The sequence below is a fragment of the Ruegeria sp. CRTD044 genome (assembly GCF_059613485.1).
On the sequence record NZ_JBXWSP010000016.1, the window covers coordinates 50,800 to 68,374 of the forward strand.

Below are 17,575 nucleotides of genomic sequence, written 5' to 3' on the forward strand. Positions count from 1 at the left end.
AGGTTGCTGCGCCAAGTTGAATATCGAACATCGTCGAAACTTGATGCAGATCAGAGTGGGCGCCCCGTCCTGCGGGCATGGTCGGCTTGCACACAAAACCGAAGGCAAGAACATGACCAGCAAACTCGCCATCCTCACCCTTTCCACCGCGTTGGCCGCTGTTTCGGCCCCCGCATTCGCCCAGTCTCAGGGGGACTGGACCGTTGGTGTCGGTATCGGCTACCTCGACCCGAAATCCGACAACGGGTCCCTCGCCGGCTTCAGCGCCGACGTCGACTCGGACACCCGCCCGATCTTCACCGCCGAGTATTTCATCCGCGATAATCTGGGCATCGAACTTTTGGCCGCAACGCCGTTCAGCCATGACATCACGTTGGGCGGAAGCGTCGACGCGGGCAGCGTCAAGCACCTGCCGCCCACACTGTCGCTGAACTACCACTTTGCAACCAACAGCGCTTGGAAACCCTATGTCGGCGCCGGTTTGAACTACACCGTGTTCTTTGACGAGGAATCGCCGCTGGGCGATCTGAAGGTCGACGACTCGTTCGGCGTGTCGCTGCAGGCCGGTCTGGACTACATGGTCACGGACAAGGGCGCGGTTCGCCTGAACGTCCGCTGGTTCGACATCGACTCGGACGTCACCCTCAACGGAGCAGACATCGGCAAGGCCGAGATCGATCCGTGGCTGGTTGGCGTGTCCTACGTCCATCGCTTCTGATCCCTTGATCGGAAACGCCTCGCCGTGACCTCGTCGGCGAGGCGTTTTTCTTCAAAGCATTTTGTTCATCAATTCGCGGCCGATCAGCATCCGGCGGATCTCGCTGGTGCCCGCTCCGATCTCCATCAGCTTGGCGTCGCGGAAGATCCGGCTGACCGGCGCATCCGCCAGGAACCCGGCCCCGCCCATGGCCTGAACGGCCTGATGCGCCTGCACCATCGCCTGCTCGGAGGCGTAAAGGCAGCACGCCGCCGCATCCTGCCGGGTTACATCGCCCCGATCACAGGCCTTGGCGACCTCGTAGACATAGGCCCGAGCCGAATTCATCGCCGTGTACATGTCGGCGATCTTGCCCTGCATCAGCTGGAAGGTTCCGATCGGCTTGCCGAACTGCTTGCGCTCGGCCAGATAGGGCATAATCTCGTCCAGGCAGGCCGCCATGATCCCGGTGCCGATCCCGGCCAGCACCACACGCTCATAGTCGAGGCCCGACATCAGCACCGCAACGCCCTTGCCTTCTTCGCCCAGCACGTTCTCGAACGGCACCTCGACATCTTCAAAGACCAGTTCGGCCGTGTTCGAACCGCGCATGCCCAGCTTGTCGAAATGGGGCGAGGTCGAGAATCCCTTCATGTCCTTCTCGATCAGGAAGGCGGTGATGCCCTTGGAGCCAGCCTCCGGGTCGGTCTTGGCATAGACAACCAGCGTATCGGCATCCGGACCGTTGGTGATCCAGTATTTGTTGCCGTTCAGGCGGTAATGGTCGTTGCGCTTTTCCGCCCGCAGCTTCATTGACACAACATCCGACCCCGCGCCGGGTTCCGACATTGCCAGGGCACCTACGTGTTCGCCCGAAATCAGGCGCGGCAGGTATTTCTGCTTCTGCTCTTCAGTGCCGTTCAGCTTGATCTGGTTGACGCAGAGGTTGGAATGCGCCCCGTAGGACAGCGCCACCGATGCCGAGGCGCGTGCGATTTCTTCAACCGCTATCGTATGCGCCAGATAGGTCATTTCGGCGCCTCCATACTGTTCGGGAACGGTTACGCCCAGCAGACCGAGTTCACCCATTTCCTTCCACAGCTCGTTAGGAAACGCGTTCGTCTTGTCGATCTCGGCCGCCATCGGCTTGACCCGCTCCTGCGCCCAGCGGTGCACCATCTCGCGCAGCGCGTTCACATCTTCACCCAGATCGAATTGCATTGTCGCCGTGAACATCCGCGCTCTCCTCTTTCGCGTTAATGAACAGCTGTTCAATAAACTGATACAGACCTTTCTCCGCGCGGTCAATCATCGCGTGACCCATTTGAAAAAGCCGCCCCTTGGGCGGCTTTTGCAGGGTTCGAGCGTGCGCCGCATGGCGCACTCGATTGAATTACTGTTGGAAAACGGCGCCGACCTCGGCGCGGATGATGCCGGCAATCAGGCCGCAATCGTCCAGCGAGAAGGTCAGCGGAACGCGCATGTCGATGATCCCGCGCAGAATCCGGTCGGTCTCGGGCATCCGCTCCGACTCGGCATAGCGCCAGCTGTCATAGCGCGAGGTGAACCCGGTTGGCTCGGCCCCGCCGAACCATTTCAGCTCGACCCCGCGATCTGCGCAGCGCCGCAAAACCTCGGCGATTTGCTCAGGCGTCCACTCCAGCAGCAGGAACTGGATCGACGAGCCGACATAGCTCTCCTCGGCGGGCCGCTCGACGATGGTCAGGCCGGGCGTGCCGCGCAGGCCCGACTCGATCTCGGCATAACGTTCGTTCCAGCGCCGCACCTGCCGATCCAGATCGCGCAATTGGGGCCGCAGGATCGCCGCGCGCAGATTGTCCATCCGCCCCGACACGTTCGGCGTGGTGTACTTGATCCGCTCGAACACCTCGGGACCCGGCGCCGCAAGGTGGCGTTCATACAGCATGTACGAGCCCGAAAGCATTGTGGCCTTGGCCGCCTGCATCTCGTCATCTGTAACCAGCAGACCACCCTCGCCCGAGTTCACATGTTTGTAGGTCTGGCAGGAATAGCAGCCGATCGCCCCCTGACGGCCGGACAGTTGCCCGCGCCAGGCGGCGCCCATCGTGTGGGCGCAGTCCTCGATCACCGTCACTCCGGCGGCGTCGCACATCTGCATCAACCGGTCCATGTCACACAGATGCCCGCGCATGTGGCTGAGCATCAGAACCTTGGCGCGGTCCAGCTTGGCTTCCAGATCGTCCAGATCGATGGTCAGCCCCTCGGTCACGCCCACGAAAACCGGGCGCGCATTGACAGAGGCGATCGCCCCCGGCACCGGGGCCAGCGTGAAAGCGTTGGTCAGAACCGCATCCCCCGGCTGGACCCCCACGGCACGCAGGGCCGTGGCCAGCGCATAGCCGCCCGAGGACACGGCCAGACAGTATTTCGCGCCCATCTGCGCGGCAAATTCCTGTTCCAACAGGGCGGTTTCGCTCAACTCTCCGGGGGCCACGTTGTAGCGGTGCAACCGCCCGTGACGCAGAACGGCCAGCGCAGCCTCGATCGCCTCGTCGGGGATCGGCTCCTGCTGGGTGAAACTGCCAGAAAATCGCTCGGTCATGGCGTCGTTTGTGGGGCCAGTCGCAGCGCGGGTCAAGGGATCAGACCGCCGCGCTCACAAGCTCGGCGACGATTGCGGGCAGATCGTCGAAATGGTGCAGCAGCGCCTCGGGCTGCAGCGCGGCCATGTCATCGCCGGATGGGCCAAAGGTCACAAGGATCGAAGGCACCCCTGCGGCACGGGCCGTGTTCCTGTCGGTGTCCGAGTCGCCCACCAGAATGCAGTGGTCGGGATGCCCCCCGGCCCGGCGCGCCGCTTCGCGCAGCGGCGCGGGGTCGGGCTTGCGCACCGGCAGCGTATCCGCCCCCACCAGCGAGCCGAACAGCGCCCGCGCGCCCAGCCGCGTCATCAGCAGCTCGGCCAGCGCCTCGGGCTTGTTGGTACAGATGCCGACACCGTATCCGGCGGCCTTCAGCGCCTCGACCGCCTGCAGCGCGCCGGGATAGAAGGTGGTGTGGGTGTCGATCGCCTGGGCGTAAGCATCCAGAAGGACCGGGTAATAGGCATTCACGGTCTCTTCGTCATAGGCGCCCAGACGTTTCAGACCGTGGGTCAGCATCATCCGCCCCCCGCGCAAAGCCACCGCCGCATCCTGCCCGTGCACCAGCACATCGCCATGCCCCATCTGCCGGAAACAATGGTTCGCCGCCACCAGCAGATCCCCCGACGTATCGGCCAAAGTCCCGTCCAGATCGAAGATGACCGTGCGCATTCTGTCTCCTTGCTCGGCAGTTTTCCGCCATGTCGTGTTGCAAACGGCAATCTTGTTTGATGGCCGAACGGCTTGCGCCCCTGCCCCCAGCGGATAAAACGGACCGCGACAAAACAAAAGAGAAAACGCATTCATGAGCACTGCCCTTGTCATCCTTGCCGCCGGAAAAGGCACCCGGATGAATTCGGATATCCCAAAGGTTCTGCACCCGATCGCCCAGGTTCCGATGCTGGTGCACGCCATGCGCGCCGGGTCGGTTCTGGCACCCGAACGCACGGTCATCGTCACCGGCCACGGCGCTGAAGCGGTGGCCAAGGTCGCGCAGGCCGAGGATGAAGACGCCCGCATCGTCGTGCAGGACCAACAGTTGGGCACCGCCCATGCCGTCGCCCAGGCGCGCGCGGCTTTGGACAGATTCACCGGCGACGTGGTCGTTCTGTACGGCGACACCCCGTTTCTGCAGCCCGACACGTTGGAGCGCATGATCGCCGCGCGGGCTGACAACGATCTGGTGATCCTGGGCTTCGAGGCCGCCGACCCAGCCCGGTATGGCCGCTTGGTGATGAACGGCGACGCCTTGGAGCGGATCGTCGAGTTCAAGGACGCTTCAGATGAAGACCGCGCCATAACCTTCTGCAACTCGGGCCTTCTGGCGTGTGACGCGGGCACTCTGTTCGACCTGATCGACGCGGTCGGAAACGACAACGCCTCGGGCGAATACTACCTGACCGACGTGGTCGAGATCGCGCGCGACCGCGGCCTGAAGGTCACCGCCGTTTCGTGCGACGAGGCGCAGACGCTGGGCGTGAACTCCCGCGCCGATCAGGCCGCTGCCGACGCCGTGTTCCAGGCCCGCGCCCGGGCCGAGCTGCTGGATCTGGGCGTCACCTTGATGGCCCCCGAGACGGTCTATCTGGCCGCCGACACGGTGATCGGCCGCGACACGGTGATCGAACCCAACGTGGTCTTCGGCCCCGGTGTCACGGTCGAAAGCGGCGCGACGATCCGGGCGTTTTCGCACCTGGAAGGCTGCCATGTCAGCCGCGGCGCCGTGGTCGGCCCCTATGCCCGGCTGCGCCCTGGGGCGGAACTGGCCGAAAACACCCGCATCGGCAATTTCGTCGAGATCAAGAATGCCGAGATTGCCGAGGGCGCAAAGGTCAATCACCTCAGCTATGTCGGGGATGCGTCGGTGGGCGCGGGCACGAATATCGGCGCGGGCACCATCACCTGCAACTATGATGGCGTGATGAAGCACCGCACGGTGATCGGCGAGAATGTCTTTGTCGGCTCGAATACCATGCTGGTGGCCCCGGTCACCGTGGGCAGCGGCGCGATGACGGCCACCGGCACCATCGTGACCCGCGACGTCGAACCCGACGCCCTGGCGGTGGGCCGCGCCAAACAGGAAAACAAGCCGGGCTATGCCCGCAAGCTGTTCGAGATGCTGAAGGCGAAAAAGGCACGCCGGGACAAGGGAGCCTGAGTAAATGTGTGGAATTGTTGGCGTATTGGGCAAGCACGAGGCGGCGCCCATCCTGGTCGAAGCACTGAAACGACTGGAATACCGCGGCTATGACAGTGCGGGCATCGCAACCGTAAACGGCGGCAAGCTGGGCCGTCGGCGCGCGGTGGGCAAGCTGGTCAATCTCAGTGACCTGCTGGTGCATGACCCCCTGCCTGGCAAGTCCGGCATCGGGCACACGCGTTGGGCGACCCACGGCGCACCCTCTGTCAGCAACGCGCACCCGCATCAGGCCGGGCCGGTCGCCGTGGTCCACAACGGCATCGTCGAAAACTATCGCGAGTTGCGGGCCGAACTGGCTGAGAACGGCATCGATTTCCAGACCGAGACCGACACCGAAACCGTCGCGTTGATGACGGAATTCTACATGAAATCGGGGCTGAGCCCGGTCGAGGCCGCCTTCAAGACCATCGACCGGCTGCAAGGCGCCTTTGCGCTGGCCTTCCTGTTCGACGGCGAAGATGACCTGATCGTCGCCGCCCGCAAAGGCTCGCCGCTGGCCATCGGGCACGGGGATGGCGAGATGTTCGTCGGCTCGGACGCCATTGCGCTGGCGCCGCTGACCGACCGGATCACCTATCTGGAGGAAGGCGACCGCGCCGTCGTCACCCGCACTTCGGTCGAGATCCGCAACGAGGCCGGTGAGATCGCAAATCGCGAGATCCGCAAGATCCAGCTGGATCAGACCCGGACCGACAAGGGCGGGCACAAGCACTTCATGGCCAAGGAAATCGCCGAACAGCCGGTGGTGGTGGCCGAGGCGATCCGCTCGTACCTGCCCACCGGCGGCGACCGGGTGGTTCTGCCGGACACTGATCTTGATTTCTCCAAGCTGGACCGCCTGACCATGGTGGCCTGCGGCACGGCCTTCTATGCCTGTCTGACCGCCAAGTACTGGTTCGAGCAGCTGGCCCGGATGCCGGTCGAGGTCGATATCGCCAGCGAGTTCCGCTATCGCGAACCGCCGATCACCGACCGCACGTTGGCCCTGTTCGTCAGCCAGTCGGGCGAAACCGCCGACACCTTGGCCGCGCTGCGCTATTGCGAGGGCAAGGCCGACAAGATCGTTTCGGTGGTCAATGTCCCCGAAAGCTCGATCGCGCGGGAAAGCGACGTGGCACTGCCCATCCATGCCGGGGTCGAGATCGGCGTGGCCTCGACCAAGGCCTTCACCTGCCAGCTGAGCGTTCTGCTGATGCTGGCGCTCAAGGCCGCGGCCGACCGGGGCACACTGGACGACGATGCGCTGGCCGATCACGCCGCCGCGCTGCGCGGCCTGCCGACACTGCTGAATGCCGCGCTGGACCAGGAGGAGGCGATCCGGAAATCCGCCCAGCGCCTGTCCGAGGCGCGCGACGTTCTGTTCCTGGGACGCGGCCTGATGTACCCGCTGGCCCTCGAAGGCGCGCTGAAACTCAAGGAAATCAGCTATATACACGCCGAGGGCTATGCCTCGGGCGAGCTGAAGCACGGCCCTATCGCCCTGATCGACAAGCACATGCCGGTGGTGGTCATGGCCCCGCGCGATGCGGTGTTCGACAAGACCGTGTCGAACATGCAAGAGGTCATGGCGCGCAAGGGCAAGGTCATTTTGGTCTCGGACGACGACGGGATCGCAGATGCCAAGGACGGGGTCTGGAGCACGATCCGCATGCCACATGCCCACGCCTCGGTCGCGCCGATCCTGTATTCGGTGCCCGCGCAACTGCTGGCCTATCACACGGCGGTCGCCAAGGGCACCGATGTGGACCAGCCCCGCAACCTGGCGAAATCCGTCACGGTCGAGTAAGCCGCCATGCCGGACAGCCCCCTGGACCAGATCAAGGCTCATGCCGACCCGGACCGGACCGCCCAGATGGCGGCCTATCACAAGGTCGACCGCCCCTATCTTGGGGTACCGAACCCGGTGCTGAATGATCTGACCAAAAGCTGGCGGCAACAGATGGACGTGGGCGCCCGCGTCGCGCTGGCCGATCAGCTGTGGCAGACCAACATTCACGAGGCGCGGCTGGCCGCCGCCAAGCTGCTGACGCAGGCGCGCATCCGCCCCGATCAGGCGGTTTGGGACCTGCTGCAAAGCTGGCTGTCCGATTTCGACGCTTGGGCGGTGGCCGACCATGCCAGCATGGCCATGCAAAAGCGCCTGTGGGCCGATCCGTCGCGGCTGGATCAGGTCGAAGGCTGGACGACCTCGGATCACATGTGGACCCGACGCGCGGCACTGGTCGCCACCCTGCCCTGGACCAAGCAAAACCACCCCAAGCCCGAGGACCTACAGCGCCGCGACCGCATCCTGGGTTGGGCCGCCAAGTATGTCCCCGATCGCGACTGGTTCATCCAGAAGGCGGTGGCCTGGTGGCTGCGCGACCTGTCCAAACACGATCCCAATCGGGTCCGGGCGTTTCTGGCCACGTACGGTGACGCGATGAAGCCCTTTGCCCGCAAAGAGGCTGGCAAGTACCTGAAAGATCAATTGGAATAAACGTCCAGTTCGACCAGTTCGTCAAACGGCACCAGCAGCGCACGCATCGCCTCAACCGATAGGCGGCTGCCGCCTGAGGACGCCGGCACAAGTGTGATATACGCCTGCGCGCCCGTCTTGGGTACGACCACCCGGCCATTGATCTCAGTTTCGACCAACGGCGTTTCAAGCCAGCGTCCGGGCTTGTTCGGATCGCCCAGTCCGGCAATCGTTGTCTTGGCGCCGGCCCATCCGGTGTTCACAGCCGCAACAGGCGTTGCTTCCACCTCTGCGGTCGCAGCGGCGGTTTCTGTCGCCTGCGCAGGCTCTGCATCCGGCGCGCGATCAAGGCCTTGCCGCACCGCATCACAGCCGGTCAGAAACGCAGGAAAAAGAACAAACAGGTATCGCATGCGACCAGCCTACCCCTGCCCGCGCCCGCGTTCCACCCCTCAAGCGCAGTTCTGACTTGTCGCAAGGCACCGTGCGCTTTACCTATTGAGCATGACTGCTCCGCTGATCGACCCGTTTGCCCGCGCAATCACCTATCTCCGCGTCTCCGTCACGGACCGCTGCGATTTCCGCTGTGTCTACTGCATGTCGGAGAACATGACCTTTCTGCCGAAGAAAGAGCTGCTGACGCTGGAAGAACTGGACCGGATGTGCTCGACCTTCATCCGGCTGGGCGTGGAAAAGCTGCGGATCACCGGCGGCGAGCCGCTGGTGCGCCGTGGGATCATGGGCTTCTTCGACTCGATGACCCGGCATCTGGACAGCGGCGCACTGAAAGAGCTGACGCTGACCACCAATGGCTCGCAACTGGCCCGGTTCGCCGACGACCTGTATGCCGCCGGGGTGCGGCGGGTGAATGTCTCGCTCGACACGCTGGACGAGGACAAGTTCGCCAAGATCACCCGTTGGGGTCGCTTGAAACAGGTCTTGGGCGGGATCGATGCCGCACAGAAGGCCGGGTTACGCGTCAAGATCAACGCGGTGGCCCTGAAAGGGTTCAACGAGGAAGAGCTGCCCAAGATCACCCGCTGGTGCGCCGAACGCGACATGGACCTGACTTGGATCGAGGTCATGCCCATGGGTGACATCGGCAACGAGGATCGGCTGGACCAGTACTGGTCACTGAAAGACGTGCGGGCCGAGTACGAAAACCTCTATACCGTCACTGGTCTGGCCGAGCGCACCGGCGGCCCGGCGCGCTATGTCCGGCTCGAGGAAACCGGGCAAAAGATAGGTTTCATCACACCGCTCAGCCATAATTTCTGCGAAAGCTGCAACCGCGTACGCCTGACCTGCACGGGCGAGTTGTACATGTGCCTGGGGCAAGAGGACATGGCCGACCTGCGCGCGCCCCTGCGCGACCACACCAACAGCGAAGAGCCGTTGGAACAGGCGATCCGCGCTGCGATTACCCTCAAGCCCAAGGGCCATGATTTTGACTATTCTCGCCAGAAGATCGACGGCCAGATGAGCCGTCACATGAGCCATACGGGCGGCTGACATGTCAGACTTGTCGGGGCGACCCACGGCGCTGTACCGTGTGTACTGCGCGTTGACGTCCATCGCCATGCCGTTGGCCTGGCGCACCGTTCGCGCCAAGCTGCAATCGGCGGGTGTTTCCGAAATACGTCAGCGCGAGCGGCTGGGCCATGCGAGTCTGCCCCGCACTGACGGTCGGCTGATCTGGTTCCATGCGGCCAGCGTGGGCGAAAGCCTGTCGGTTCTGAGCCTTATCAGGCGCATGAGCGAACGGATCGAGGATGCGCAGTTCCTGATCACCTCTGGCACCCCGACCTCGGCGGCGTTGGTGGAAAAACGTCTGCCGCCGCGCACCCGCCACCAATACCCCCCTCTGGACAGCGCCGGCCCGGTGGCGCGGTTCCTGGATCACTGGCGGCCCGATGCCGGCGTCTTTGTCGAAAGCGAGATCTGGCCACGACTGATCGTCGAGACCGCCCAGCGTGGGACACCACTGGCCCTGCTGAACGCGCGCCTGTCCGAGAAATCGGTGGCCGGGTGGAAGAAGCGCCCCGACACCGCCCGCTATGTTCTGAGCCAGTTCCGCCTGTTCCTGACGCAAAACGACCGCACCGCCGCAAACCTGATCGCCATGGGCGCGCCCGCCGATCTGGTGCAACCCGGAACCAACCTCAAGGCCATGTCCGATCCGCTGCCGGTGGATCAAGACACGTTGACGCAAATCCGCACCCAGATTGGCGCGCGGCCGGTCTGGATCGCCAGCTCGACCCATGTGGGCGAGGAGGAGACCGTTCTGGCCGCCCATGCCGAATTGCTGAACCGCTGGCCCGACCTGCTGCTGCTGCTGATCCCCCGCCACCCGGAACGGCGGGACGAGGTCTGCGCCCTGATTGATGCCGCAGGTCAAAGCCATGCTCTACGCAGCGCCGGGCAGCAGATCACCGACGAGACGCAGGTCTATGTGGCCGATACGCTGGGCGAAACCGGAACGTGGTACGCTTTGTGCCCGATCGTGTTTCTGGGCGGGTCGCTGAAAGAGATCGGCGGCCACAACCCGTTCGAACCAGCGCAGGCTAGCGCCGCGGTGATCACCGGGCCGGGTTACTACAATTTCGCCGAGACCTTTGCCCCACTGGTGGACAGCGGCGGCGCGGTCGAAGTCGCGTCGGCGCCAGAGTTGGCCAAAGCGGTCGAGCTTTGGCTGTCGGACAGATCGGCGCTGGCCGCAGCGCAAGCGGCGGCGCAATCCTGCGTGAACACCCAGAAATCGGCGCTGGATGCGGTTGTAGATACGCTATGCGACAAACTGGGTCTGGAGGACGCAGGCCGCTGACCGCAAGCAGCAGCGGGGGCCTGCGCCCCCGCCACGGTATCAGGCTGCGGGCATCCGCTGTTCGACGATCTCGGCCCACCAGCTGCACCCGGCAGGGATCGCCTCGTCGTTGAAATTGTATTCCGGGTGGTGAACCATCGCCGTGTCGCCATTGCCGACCAGGATATAGGCGCCGGGGCGCTCTTCCAGCATGTAGGCGAAATCCTCGCCGCCCATGACCAAAGGCGCCTCCTCGCAGGCCCCCGAAACCGAGCGGGCGACCTCGGCGGCGAACTCGGTCTGTTCGTCGCTGTTGATCATGACCGGATAGCCCCGGATATAGTTAACATCGGCAGCACCGCCGAATGTCGCCGCGACGCCCGAGCAGATTTCGTTGATGCGCTGTTCAGCAAGGTCGCGCATCTCTTTGCTCATGGTACGCACGGTGCCCTTGATCTGCACTTTCTGCGGGATCACGTTGAACGCCTTCGACGAGGTCTCGAACGAGGTGACCGAAACAACGACCTGATCGATCGGATCGGCATTGCGCGACGCGATGGTCTGCAACGCCAGAACCGCCTGCGCAGTCATGACAGTGGTGTCCACGGTTTCATGCGGTTTGGCGGCATGACCACCACGACCTTCGAACGTGATATCGAACTGGTCAGTCGCCGCGAAGAACGCCCCCGGCCGGATCGAGAAGCTGCCCACAGGCTTACCGGGCCAATTGTGCATTCCGTAGACTTCCTGAATGCCCCAACGCTCCATCAGGTTGTCTTCGCACATTTCGCGGCCGCCGCCGCCACCCTCCTCGGCGGGCTGGAAGATAACAACGACGGTTCCGTCGAAATTGCGCGTTTCGGACAGGTATTTGGCCGCCCCCAGCAGCATGGCGGTGTGGCCGTCATGGCCGCAGGCATGCATCGCACCCGGCGTTTTCGAAGAATAGTCCAACCCCGTCGCCTCGTGGATCGGCAAAGCGTCCATATCCGCCCGCAATCCGATCACCTTCCCCTTGGTGTCGGCCTTGCCCTTGATCACCCCGACAACTCCGGTGCGGCCAATCCCCGTGACCACCTCGTCGCAGCCGAATTCTCTCAGCTTTTCCGCAACCAGCGCACTGGTGCGATGCGTATCGAACAGAATTTCAGGATTCTCGTGAATATCACGCCGCCAGGCGGTGATTTCATCCTGCAATTCGGCAAAGCGGTTCTTCACTGGCATTTTCGTCTTCTCTCCTTAAAAATCTCAGGCCACCGGCATCCGGCGTTCGACCATTTCTGCAAACCACGAGCATCCGATCGGAATGATCTCGTCATTGAAATCGTATTCGGGGTGGTGAAGCCCGGCGCTGTCGCCATTTCCCAGGACTATGAAGGCCCCGGGACGTTCCTGCAACATGAACGAGAAGTCTTCGCCCCCCATCACCATCGGTGCCTCGGCACAACTGCCACCGACGGCAATTGCCGCGGATTCTGCATATCCAGTCTGCTCTTCCGCGTTGATCGTGACCGGAACGCCGCGCGAGTAGGTCACCGTGGCGGTGCCACCCATGGTCGCCGCGACACCTTGCACAACTTCTTTCAGCCGCTGTTCGATCAGGTCGCGCATCTCGTTCGAATGGGTGCGGACGGTGCCGCGCAGCCGGGCCGATTGCGGGATCACGTTGAACGCATTCGACGAGGTCTCGACCGCGGTGACCGACAGAACGGCCTGCAAGATCGGGTCGGCGTTGCGCGAAACGATGGTCTGCAGGGCCACGATCAGTTGCGACAGCATGACCGTAGTATCCACGGTTTCCTGCGGCTTGGCGGCATGACCGCCGCGGCCTTCAAGATGGATGTCGAACTCGTCCGCCGCCGCCAGCAGCGGCCCGGAGCGAATGGCAAACTGCCCGGTCGGCAGGCCCGGCACGTTGTGCATCGCATAGACTTCCTGGATGCCGAAGCGGTCCATCAAACCGTCCTGGCACATGGCTTCAGCACCGTTGCCGCCTTCTTCGGCCGGTTGAAAGATCACGATCGCGGTCCCATCGAAGTTTCGGGTCTCGGCCAGATATTTGGCGGCGCCCAGAACCATCGCAGTGTGACCATCATGGCCGCAGGCATGCATGGCGCCCGCAGTCTTGGAGGCATATTCCGCTCCCGTCTGCTCCTGCATTGGCAGCGCATCCATATCGGCCCGCAGGCCGATCACGCGGCCTTGGGTGTCGGTCCTGCCCTTGATCACGCCGACCACCCCGGTCCGGCCAATCCCGGTCACGACATCGTCGCAACCGAACTCTTTCAGTTTTTCCGCAACCAATGCGCTGGTCCGATGGGTATCGTAGAGAATTTCGGGGTGTTGATGTATGTCGCGCCGCCAACCGGTGATTTCGGGGTGCATTTCGGCAAAACGGTTCTTGATCGGCATGACTGTCTTTCCTGTTTCAGGCGATGGGCATTCGTCGTTCGACAAGCTCGGCGAACCAGCTGCATCCGGCCGGAATGGCCTGGTCGTCGAAATTGTATTCGGGATGGTGGCACATGGCCGTGTCGCCGTTCCCCAAGAAGATGTAGGCTCCGGGCCGTTCTTCAAGCATGTAGGCGAAGTCTTCCGACGGCATGATCGGATCCGTTGCGTCATTGACCTTGCCGGCCACCGCCTCGGCGGCTTCGGCGGCGAAGGCCGTTTCCGCCTCGGAGTTCACCGTCACCGGGTATCCGGGCGTCCAGGTCACGCGGGCTTTGGCGCCAAAAGCCGAGGCTGTGTCTTCGGCGATCCGACGTATGCGCTCCTCGGCGATGCTGCGGTATTCCGGGTCCAGTGTGCGAACCGTGCCCTGCAGCCGGACTGTGTGCGCAATCACGTTCGAGGCAACGCTGTCAGTTTCAAACGTCCCCACCGTCAGCACTACCCGCCGGATCGGATCAACGGTGCGTGACACCACCGATTGCAGCGCAACCACGATGTGCGATGCCACCAAGGTTGTGTCGATGGCTTCATGCGGCGCGGCGGCATGGCCACCCTTGCCGGTCACGACGATCTCGAACTCGTCCGACGACGCCAGCAGCGCGCCGGGCCGGATTGCGAACTCTCCGACAGGCAGGCCGGGCATGTTGTGCAAGCCGTAGACTTCCTGAATGCCCCAGCGATCCATAAGCCCATCGCGGCACATGGCCAGACCGCCGGCCCCGCCCTCTTCGGCCGGTTGAAAGATCAGAACCACCGCTCCGTCGAAATTTCGCGTCTCCGCAAGGTATTGCGCAGCGCCGAGCAAGATCGACGTATGCCCGTCATGCCCGCAGGCATGCATCTTGCCCGGCACGGTCGAGGCATAGTCCACTCCGGTCGCCTCGTTGATCGGCAAGGCATCCATGTCGGCCCGCAACCCGATCACGCGGCCCTGCGTGTCCGTTCGCCCTCGGATCACGGCCACGACACCGGTTTTACCTATACCCGGCGTGATTTCATCGACACCGAACGCCTTGAGCCGGTCGACAACGAAGCCGGCGGTTTCTTGCACGTCGTACATCAACTCGGGATGCGCATGCAGGTGCCGCCGCCACTTGGTGATCTCGGCGTGCATTTCGGCAAGTCTGTTTTTGACCGGCATGTTCAACTCTCCGAGCTTCTGACTGAAATCCTGAGTTTCCAGTGCCTATTTTGGGTCACGCCGCCAGTTTGTAGACCAGACGCTGCATGAAGTCATGGCCGGCGTTGAACTGAGCGATCGTGATGTATTCGTTCGGCTGGTGCGCCTGGGCGATATCTCCGGGTCCACAGATCACGGCCGAGTAACCGGCTTCCTGGAACTGACCGGCTTCGGTGCCATAGCTGACGACATGGGTTGCGTTGTCGCCCGTAAGGGCACGCACCAGCGTCTCGGCTTCGCCATCGGTTTCCGGGACCAACGCCGGAACGGCAAAGCTGGCCTTCACCTCGATATGGGCGTCCGGATGCACTTGCTGCATCTTCCTTTCCGCCACTTTTACCTGTTCCAGATAGGCTTCTTTCCAAGCCGATGCCTGCTCGCCGGGGACGACCCGGAAATCCATCATGAAACGGCAATCCTTGGCCGTGATGTTGTGCGCAGTGCCGCCCTTGATCATGCCCACGTGGCAGGTTGTCCAAGGAGGATCAAAGACTGCCGCGATGTCGCTGGGGTCTGCCGCCATGTTGATGTCGTTCTGGGCATTTGCCCAGTCGATCAGCGGCGCGGCATACATGATCGCATTGACACCGGTATGCATGATCGAACTGTGCACCTCGTATCCCACCACATGGGTATCATAGCCGAAACTGCCCTTGTGGCCGGTGACGGCTTGCATCATCGATGGCTCGCCCACCACCACGGCCGAGCCCTTGGGCAGAACCTCCTGCATGGCGACGATCATGGGCGGCGCACCGGTGCAGCCGACCTCCTCGTCAAAGCTCAGCGCCAATTGCAGCGGGCGTTTGACGTCGGCGTACTGCGCCTCGACCAGCGCCCAGATGGCGAGGGCGTCAAAGCCCTTCATGTCACATGTGCCACGTCCGAAATACTTGCCGTCCCGTTCGGTCACGACAAACGGGTCGCTGTCCCAGGGTTGTCCGTCCACCGGCACCACATCCGTGTGACCGGAAAGCACGACCGCGCCTTCCTCCCAGGGGCCGACATGGGCAAACAGGGCCGCCTTGTGCGGCTGATCCGGATCCGGCCATCGGTGGGCACGGATACCGTGGCCGTTCAGGTAGTCTTCGACCCAGTCGACCAGCGGCAGGTTGCTGTCGCGGCTGACGGTGGGAAACGAGATCAGCTTGGTCATGATCTCAAGCGGAGTCAGGCGCTGTGGCATGTGGGTCAGTAGCCGCTGTCGGTCGTCAGAATGAAGTGACCCGGCTCTACCTCTCGGTATTCCGAAGGCGCAGGCTCATAGCCGATTGGGTGAATTGGAGACGGGATCGGTTTGAAATTCAGATCTTTTTCCGTTTTGCGCTGATTGGGATCGGCGATCGGAACCGCCTTCATCAATGCCTGCGTATAGGGGTGCTGCGGGTTTTCAAATACACGCGCCCGTGGGCCCAGTTCGACGATCCGGCCCAGATACATCACACCCACGTGGTGGCTGACCCGTTCAACCACGGCCATGTCGTGGCTGATGAACAGATAGCTCAGCCCAAGTTCGGACTGCAATTCCATCATCAGGTTCAGAACCTGCGCCTGAACGGAAACGTCCAGCGCGGAAACCGCTTCGTCCGCAATGATCAATTTCGGGTTCAGGGCCAGCGCCCGGGCAATCGCAATTCTCTGCCGCTGCCCACCCGACATTTCGTGCGGGAACCGGCGCATGAAGCTTCGTGGCAGGTGCACCTTGTCGAACAGCTGTGCGACCCGGTCCTGCAGTTCCGACCCCGATGCCACGCCATAATTGCGCATCGGCTCGGCCACCTGATCAACCAACTGCATCTGCGGGTTCAGCGATGCGAATGGGTCCTGAAAAATCATCTGCATATCCAGACGGGCCTTGCGCAGGCCCTTCTGTTCCAGCTTCATGATGTCCACACCATCAAGACTGATTTCGCCGGCCATCGGCTCTATCAACCGCAGGATCGAGCGGCCGGCCGAGGATTTTCCACAACCCGACTCCCCAACAAGGCTCAACGTCTGCCCTCTGTTCAGGGTGAATGAGACATCTTCAACCGCATGCACATTCGAAATGGTGCGGCGCAGGATCCCGCCTTTGACCGGGAACCGCGTGGTCAGGTTCCGGACTGACAGCAAAACTTCCTCGGTTCCGGGAATCGGGGCGATCTTCTGTCCTTCGACACCCAACAACTTCATCGGCTCGGGGGCGGACTTTCCGCGCATCTCACCCAGCTTGGGCACCGCGGCCAGCAGAGCCTTGGTGTAGTCATGCTGGGGATTCTCGAAAATCTCGGTGACGGTACCCTCTTCGACCTTGTTGCCGCGGTACATGACGACAACCCTGTCAGCCATCTGTGCGACCACGGCCATGTCATGGGTGATGAACATGACCGCCGTGCCGGTTTCACGCTTCAGCCGATCCATCAGAGCGAGGATCTCGGCCTGGATCGTCACGTCCAGCGCCGTGGTGGGTTCATCGGCGATCAGCAACCGCGGCTCGCAGGCCATGGCCATGGCGATCACAACCCGCTGGCGCATCCCGCCAGACAATTCGTGCGGATACTGCTTGAGCCGCCGCTCGGGTTCGGGGATACGGACCTGTTTCAGCAGTTCCAAGGCCCGTGCTTCGGCCTGGGACTTGGACATATCCTTGTGAATCCGCAACCCTTCGGTCAGCTGTCGCCCAACCGTGAAAACGGGGTTCAGCGCCGTCATCGGCTCCTGAAAGATCATCCCGATTTCGTTGCCGCGAATCTGCTTCATAAGGTCCTGATCGGTCTTGGCTAAATCCAGCTCGGTTCCGTCGGTACGGTCGAAAATCAGCTGTCCGCCGGCGATCTCACCCCCGCCAAATTCAACAAGGCGCATCAACGACAGCGAAGACACGGACTTGCCCGATCCCGATTCGCCCACGATGCAGACGGTTTCGCCCGGACGGACCTCGAACGAGACGTCCTCGACCCCGACGACGGGCCCATCCTTGGTTTGGAATTCGACCCGAAGTTCCCTGATCTGGGCGATAGGCTGATCCAGCACGCGAGCGCTCCCCTTGGCTGCATGAGTGTTTTGGTTGCCAAACGCTAAGGCGGGCTGACAGGAAAAGTCAAACGCATTGCCAGTTTCGCTGCGGCAAGGCTTGCAATTTCTGCAAACTCTGTTTCGATAACCCGCGTAACCGTGCCGAGA

The 17,575-nt window shown here is 62.7% G+C and carries 15 protein-coding genes; 6 read left to right on the forward strand and 9 right to left on the reverse strand.

Annotation, left to right across the window (positions count from 1 at the left end; genetic code table 11):
- The first annotated feature begins 112 nt into the window (after positions 1-112).
- A complete protein-coding gene (locus AC2FNL_RS12620; RefSeq protein ID WP_093965074.1) occupies positions 113-718 on the forward strand; it encodes an OmpW/AlkL family protein in 606 nt (201 codons plus the stop codon).
- Between the two features lie 51 nt (positions 719-769).
- Here the strand turns inward: AC2FNL_RS12620 and AC2FNL_RS12625 are convergent, their stop codons facing one another.
- The 3 genes from AC2FNL_RS12625 to AC2FNL_RS12635 all read right to left on the reverse strand — a co-directional run bounded on the left by AC2FNL_RS12625 (position 770) and on the right by AC2FNL_RS12635 (position 3,993).
- Positions 770-1,933: an isovaleryl-CoA dehydrogenase gene (locus AC2FNL_RS12625; protein ID WP_093964895.1), complete on the reverse strand. Its 1,164-nt coding sequence runs from the start codon at positions 1,931-1,933 to the stop codon at positions 770-772.
- Positions 1,934-2,090: 157 nt separating this feature from the next.
- Entirely contained in the window at positions 2,091-3,281 is a 1,191-nt protein-coding gene (locus tag AC2FNL_RS12630) for a DegT/DnrJ/EryC1/StrS family aminotransferase (RefSeq protein ID WP_496833860.1), read from the reverse strand.
- 40 nt (positions 3,282-3,321) lie between these two features.
- Entirely contained in the window at positions 3,322-3,993 is a 672-nt protein-coding gene (locus AC2FNL_RS12635; protein WP_093965072.1) for an HAD-IA family hydrolase, read from the reverse strand.
- A gap of 133 nt (positions 3,994-4,126) precedes the next feature.
- Here AC2FNL_RS12635 and glmU point away from each other — a divergent pair, with 133 nt between their 5' ends.
- The 3 genes from glmU to AC2FNL_RS12650 are packed head-to-tail and all read left to right on the forward strand — an operon-like array spanning position 4,127 to position 8,000.
- Positions 4,127-5,479 carry a bifunctional UDP-N-acetylglucosamine diphosphorylase/glucosamine-1-phosphate N-acetyltransferase GlmU gene (gene glmU / locus AC2FNL_RS12640; RefSeq protein WP_496833861.1) on the forward strand — a complete coding sequence of 451 codons (1,353 nt, stop codon included), beginning with the start codon at positions 4,127-4,129 and terminating at the stop codon, positions 5,477-5,479.
- Positions 5,480-5,483: 4 nt separating this feature from the next.
- The gene (glmS, locus tag AC2FNL_RS12645; RefSeq protein WP_496833862.1) at positions 5,484-7,307 is read left to right on the forward strand and encodes a glutamine--fructose-6-phosphate transaminase (isomerizing); all 1,824 of its coding nucleotides are present in this window, start codon (positions 5,484-5,486) and stop codon (positions 7,305-7,307) included.
- Positions 7,308-7,313: 6 nt separating this feature from the next.
- Positions 7,314-8,000, forward strand: a complete 687-nt coding sequence (locus tag AC2FNL_RS12650) for a DNA alkylation repair protein (RefSeq protein ID WP_496833863.1) — start codon at positions 7,314-7,316, stop codon at positions 7,998-8,000.
- On the opposite strand, the gene AC2FNL_RS12655 is transcribed toward AC2FNL_RS12650, so the two are convergent.
- The gene (locus AC2FNL_RS12655) at positions 7,988-8,392 is read right to left on the reverse strand and encodes a hypothetical protein (protein ID WP_496833864.1); all 405 of its coding nucleotides are present in this window, start codon (positions 8,390-8,392) and stop codon (positions 7,988-7,990) included. The genes AC2FNL_RS12650 and AC2FNL_RS12655 overlap by 13 nt on opposite strands.
- 91 nt (positions 8,393-8,483) lie before the next feature.
- Between AC2FNL_RS12655 and moaA the strand changes: the two genes are divergently transcribed.
- Both moaA and AC2FNL_RS12665 read left to right on the forward strand, forming a co-directional pair.
- On the forward strand, positions 8,484-9,491 hold the full coding sequence (gene moaA / locus AC2FNL_RS12660; protein WP_496833865.1) for a GTP 3',8-cyclase MoaA: 1,008 nt from the start codon (positions 8,484-8,486) through the stop codon (positions 9,489-9,491).
- A 1-nt stretch (position 9,492) separates the two neighbouring features.
- Positions 9,493-10,803, forward strand: a complete 1,311-nt coding sequence (locus tag AC2FNL_RS12665) for a 3-deoxy-D-manno-octulosonic acid transferase (protein WP_496833866.1) — start codon at positions 9,493-9,495, stop codon at positions 10,801-10,803.
- A gap of 39 nt (positions 10,804-10,842) precedes the next feature.
- Here AC2FNL_RS12665 and AC2FNL_RS12670 read toward each other — a convergent pair whose 3' ends face one another.
- From AC2FNL_RS12670 to AC2FNL_RS12690, 5 genes are read right to left on the reverse strand one after another with little or no spacing between them, the layout of a single operon-like run.
- Positions 10,843-12,006, reverse strand: a complete 1,164-nt coding sequence (locus AC2FNL_RS12670) for a M20 aminoacylase family protein (protein ID WP_496833867.1) — start codon at positions 12,004-12,006, stop codon at positions 10,843-10,845.
- A gap of 24 nt (positions 12,007-12,030) precedes the next feature.
- Positions 12,031-13,194 carry a M20 aminoacylase family protein gene (locus tag AC2FNL_RS12675; protein WP_170581416.1) on the reverse strand — a complete coding sequence of 388 codons (1,164 nt, stop codon included), beginning with the start codon at positions 13,192-13,194 and terminating at the stop codon, positions 12,031-12,033.
- Between the two features lie 16 nt (positions 13,195-13,210).
- Positions 13,211-14,377 carry a M20 aminoacylase family protein gene (locus tag AC2FNL_RS12680; RefSeq protein ID WP_093964885.1) on the reverse strand — a complete coding sequence of 389 codons (1,167 nt, stop codon included), beginning with the start codon at positions 14,375-14,377 and terminating at the stop codon, positions 13,211-13,213.
- A 55-nt stretch (positions 14,378-14,432) separates the two neighbouring features.
- A complete protein-coding gene (gene argE / locus AC2FNL_RS12685; RefSeq protein WP_496833868.1) occupies positions 14,433-15,599 on the reverse strand; it encodes an acetylornithine deacetylase in 1,167 nt (388 codons plus the stop codon).
- 5 nt (positions 15,600-15,604) lie between these two features.
- On the reverse strand, positions 15,605-17,425 hold the full coding sequence (locus tag AC2FNL_RS12690; RefSeq protein WP_170598430.1) for an ABC transporter ATP-binding protein: 1,821 nt from the start codon (positions 17,423-17,425) through the stop codon (positions 15,605-15,607).
- Between the last annotated feature and the right edge of the window lie 150 nt (positions 17,426-17,575).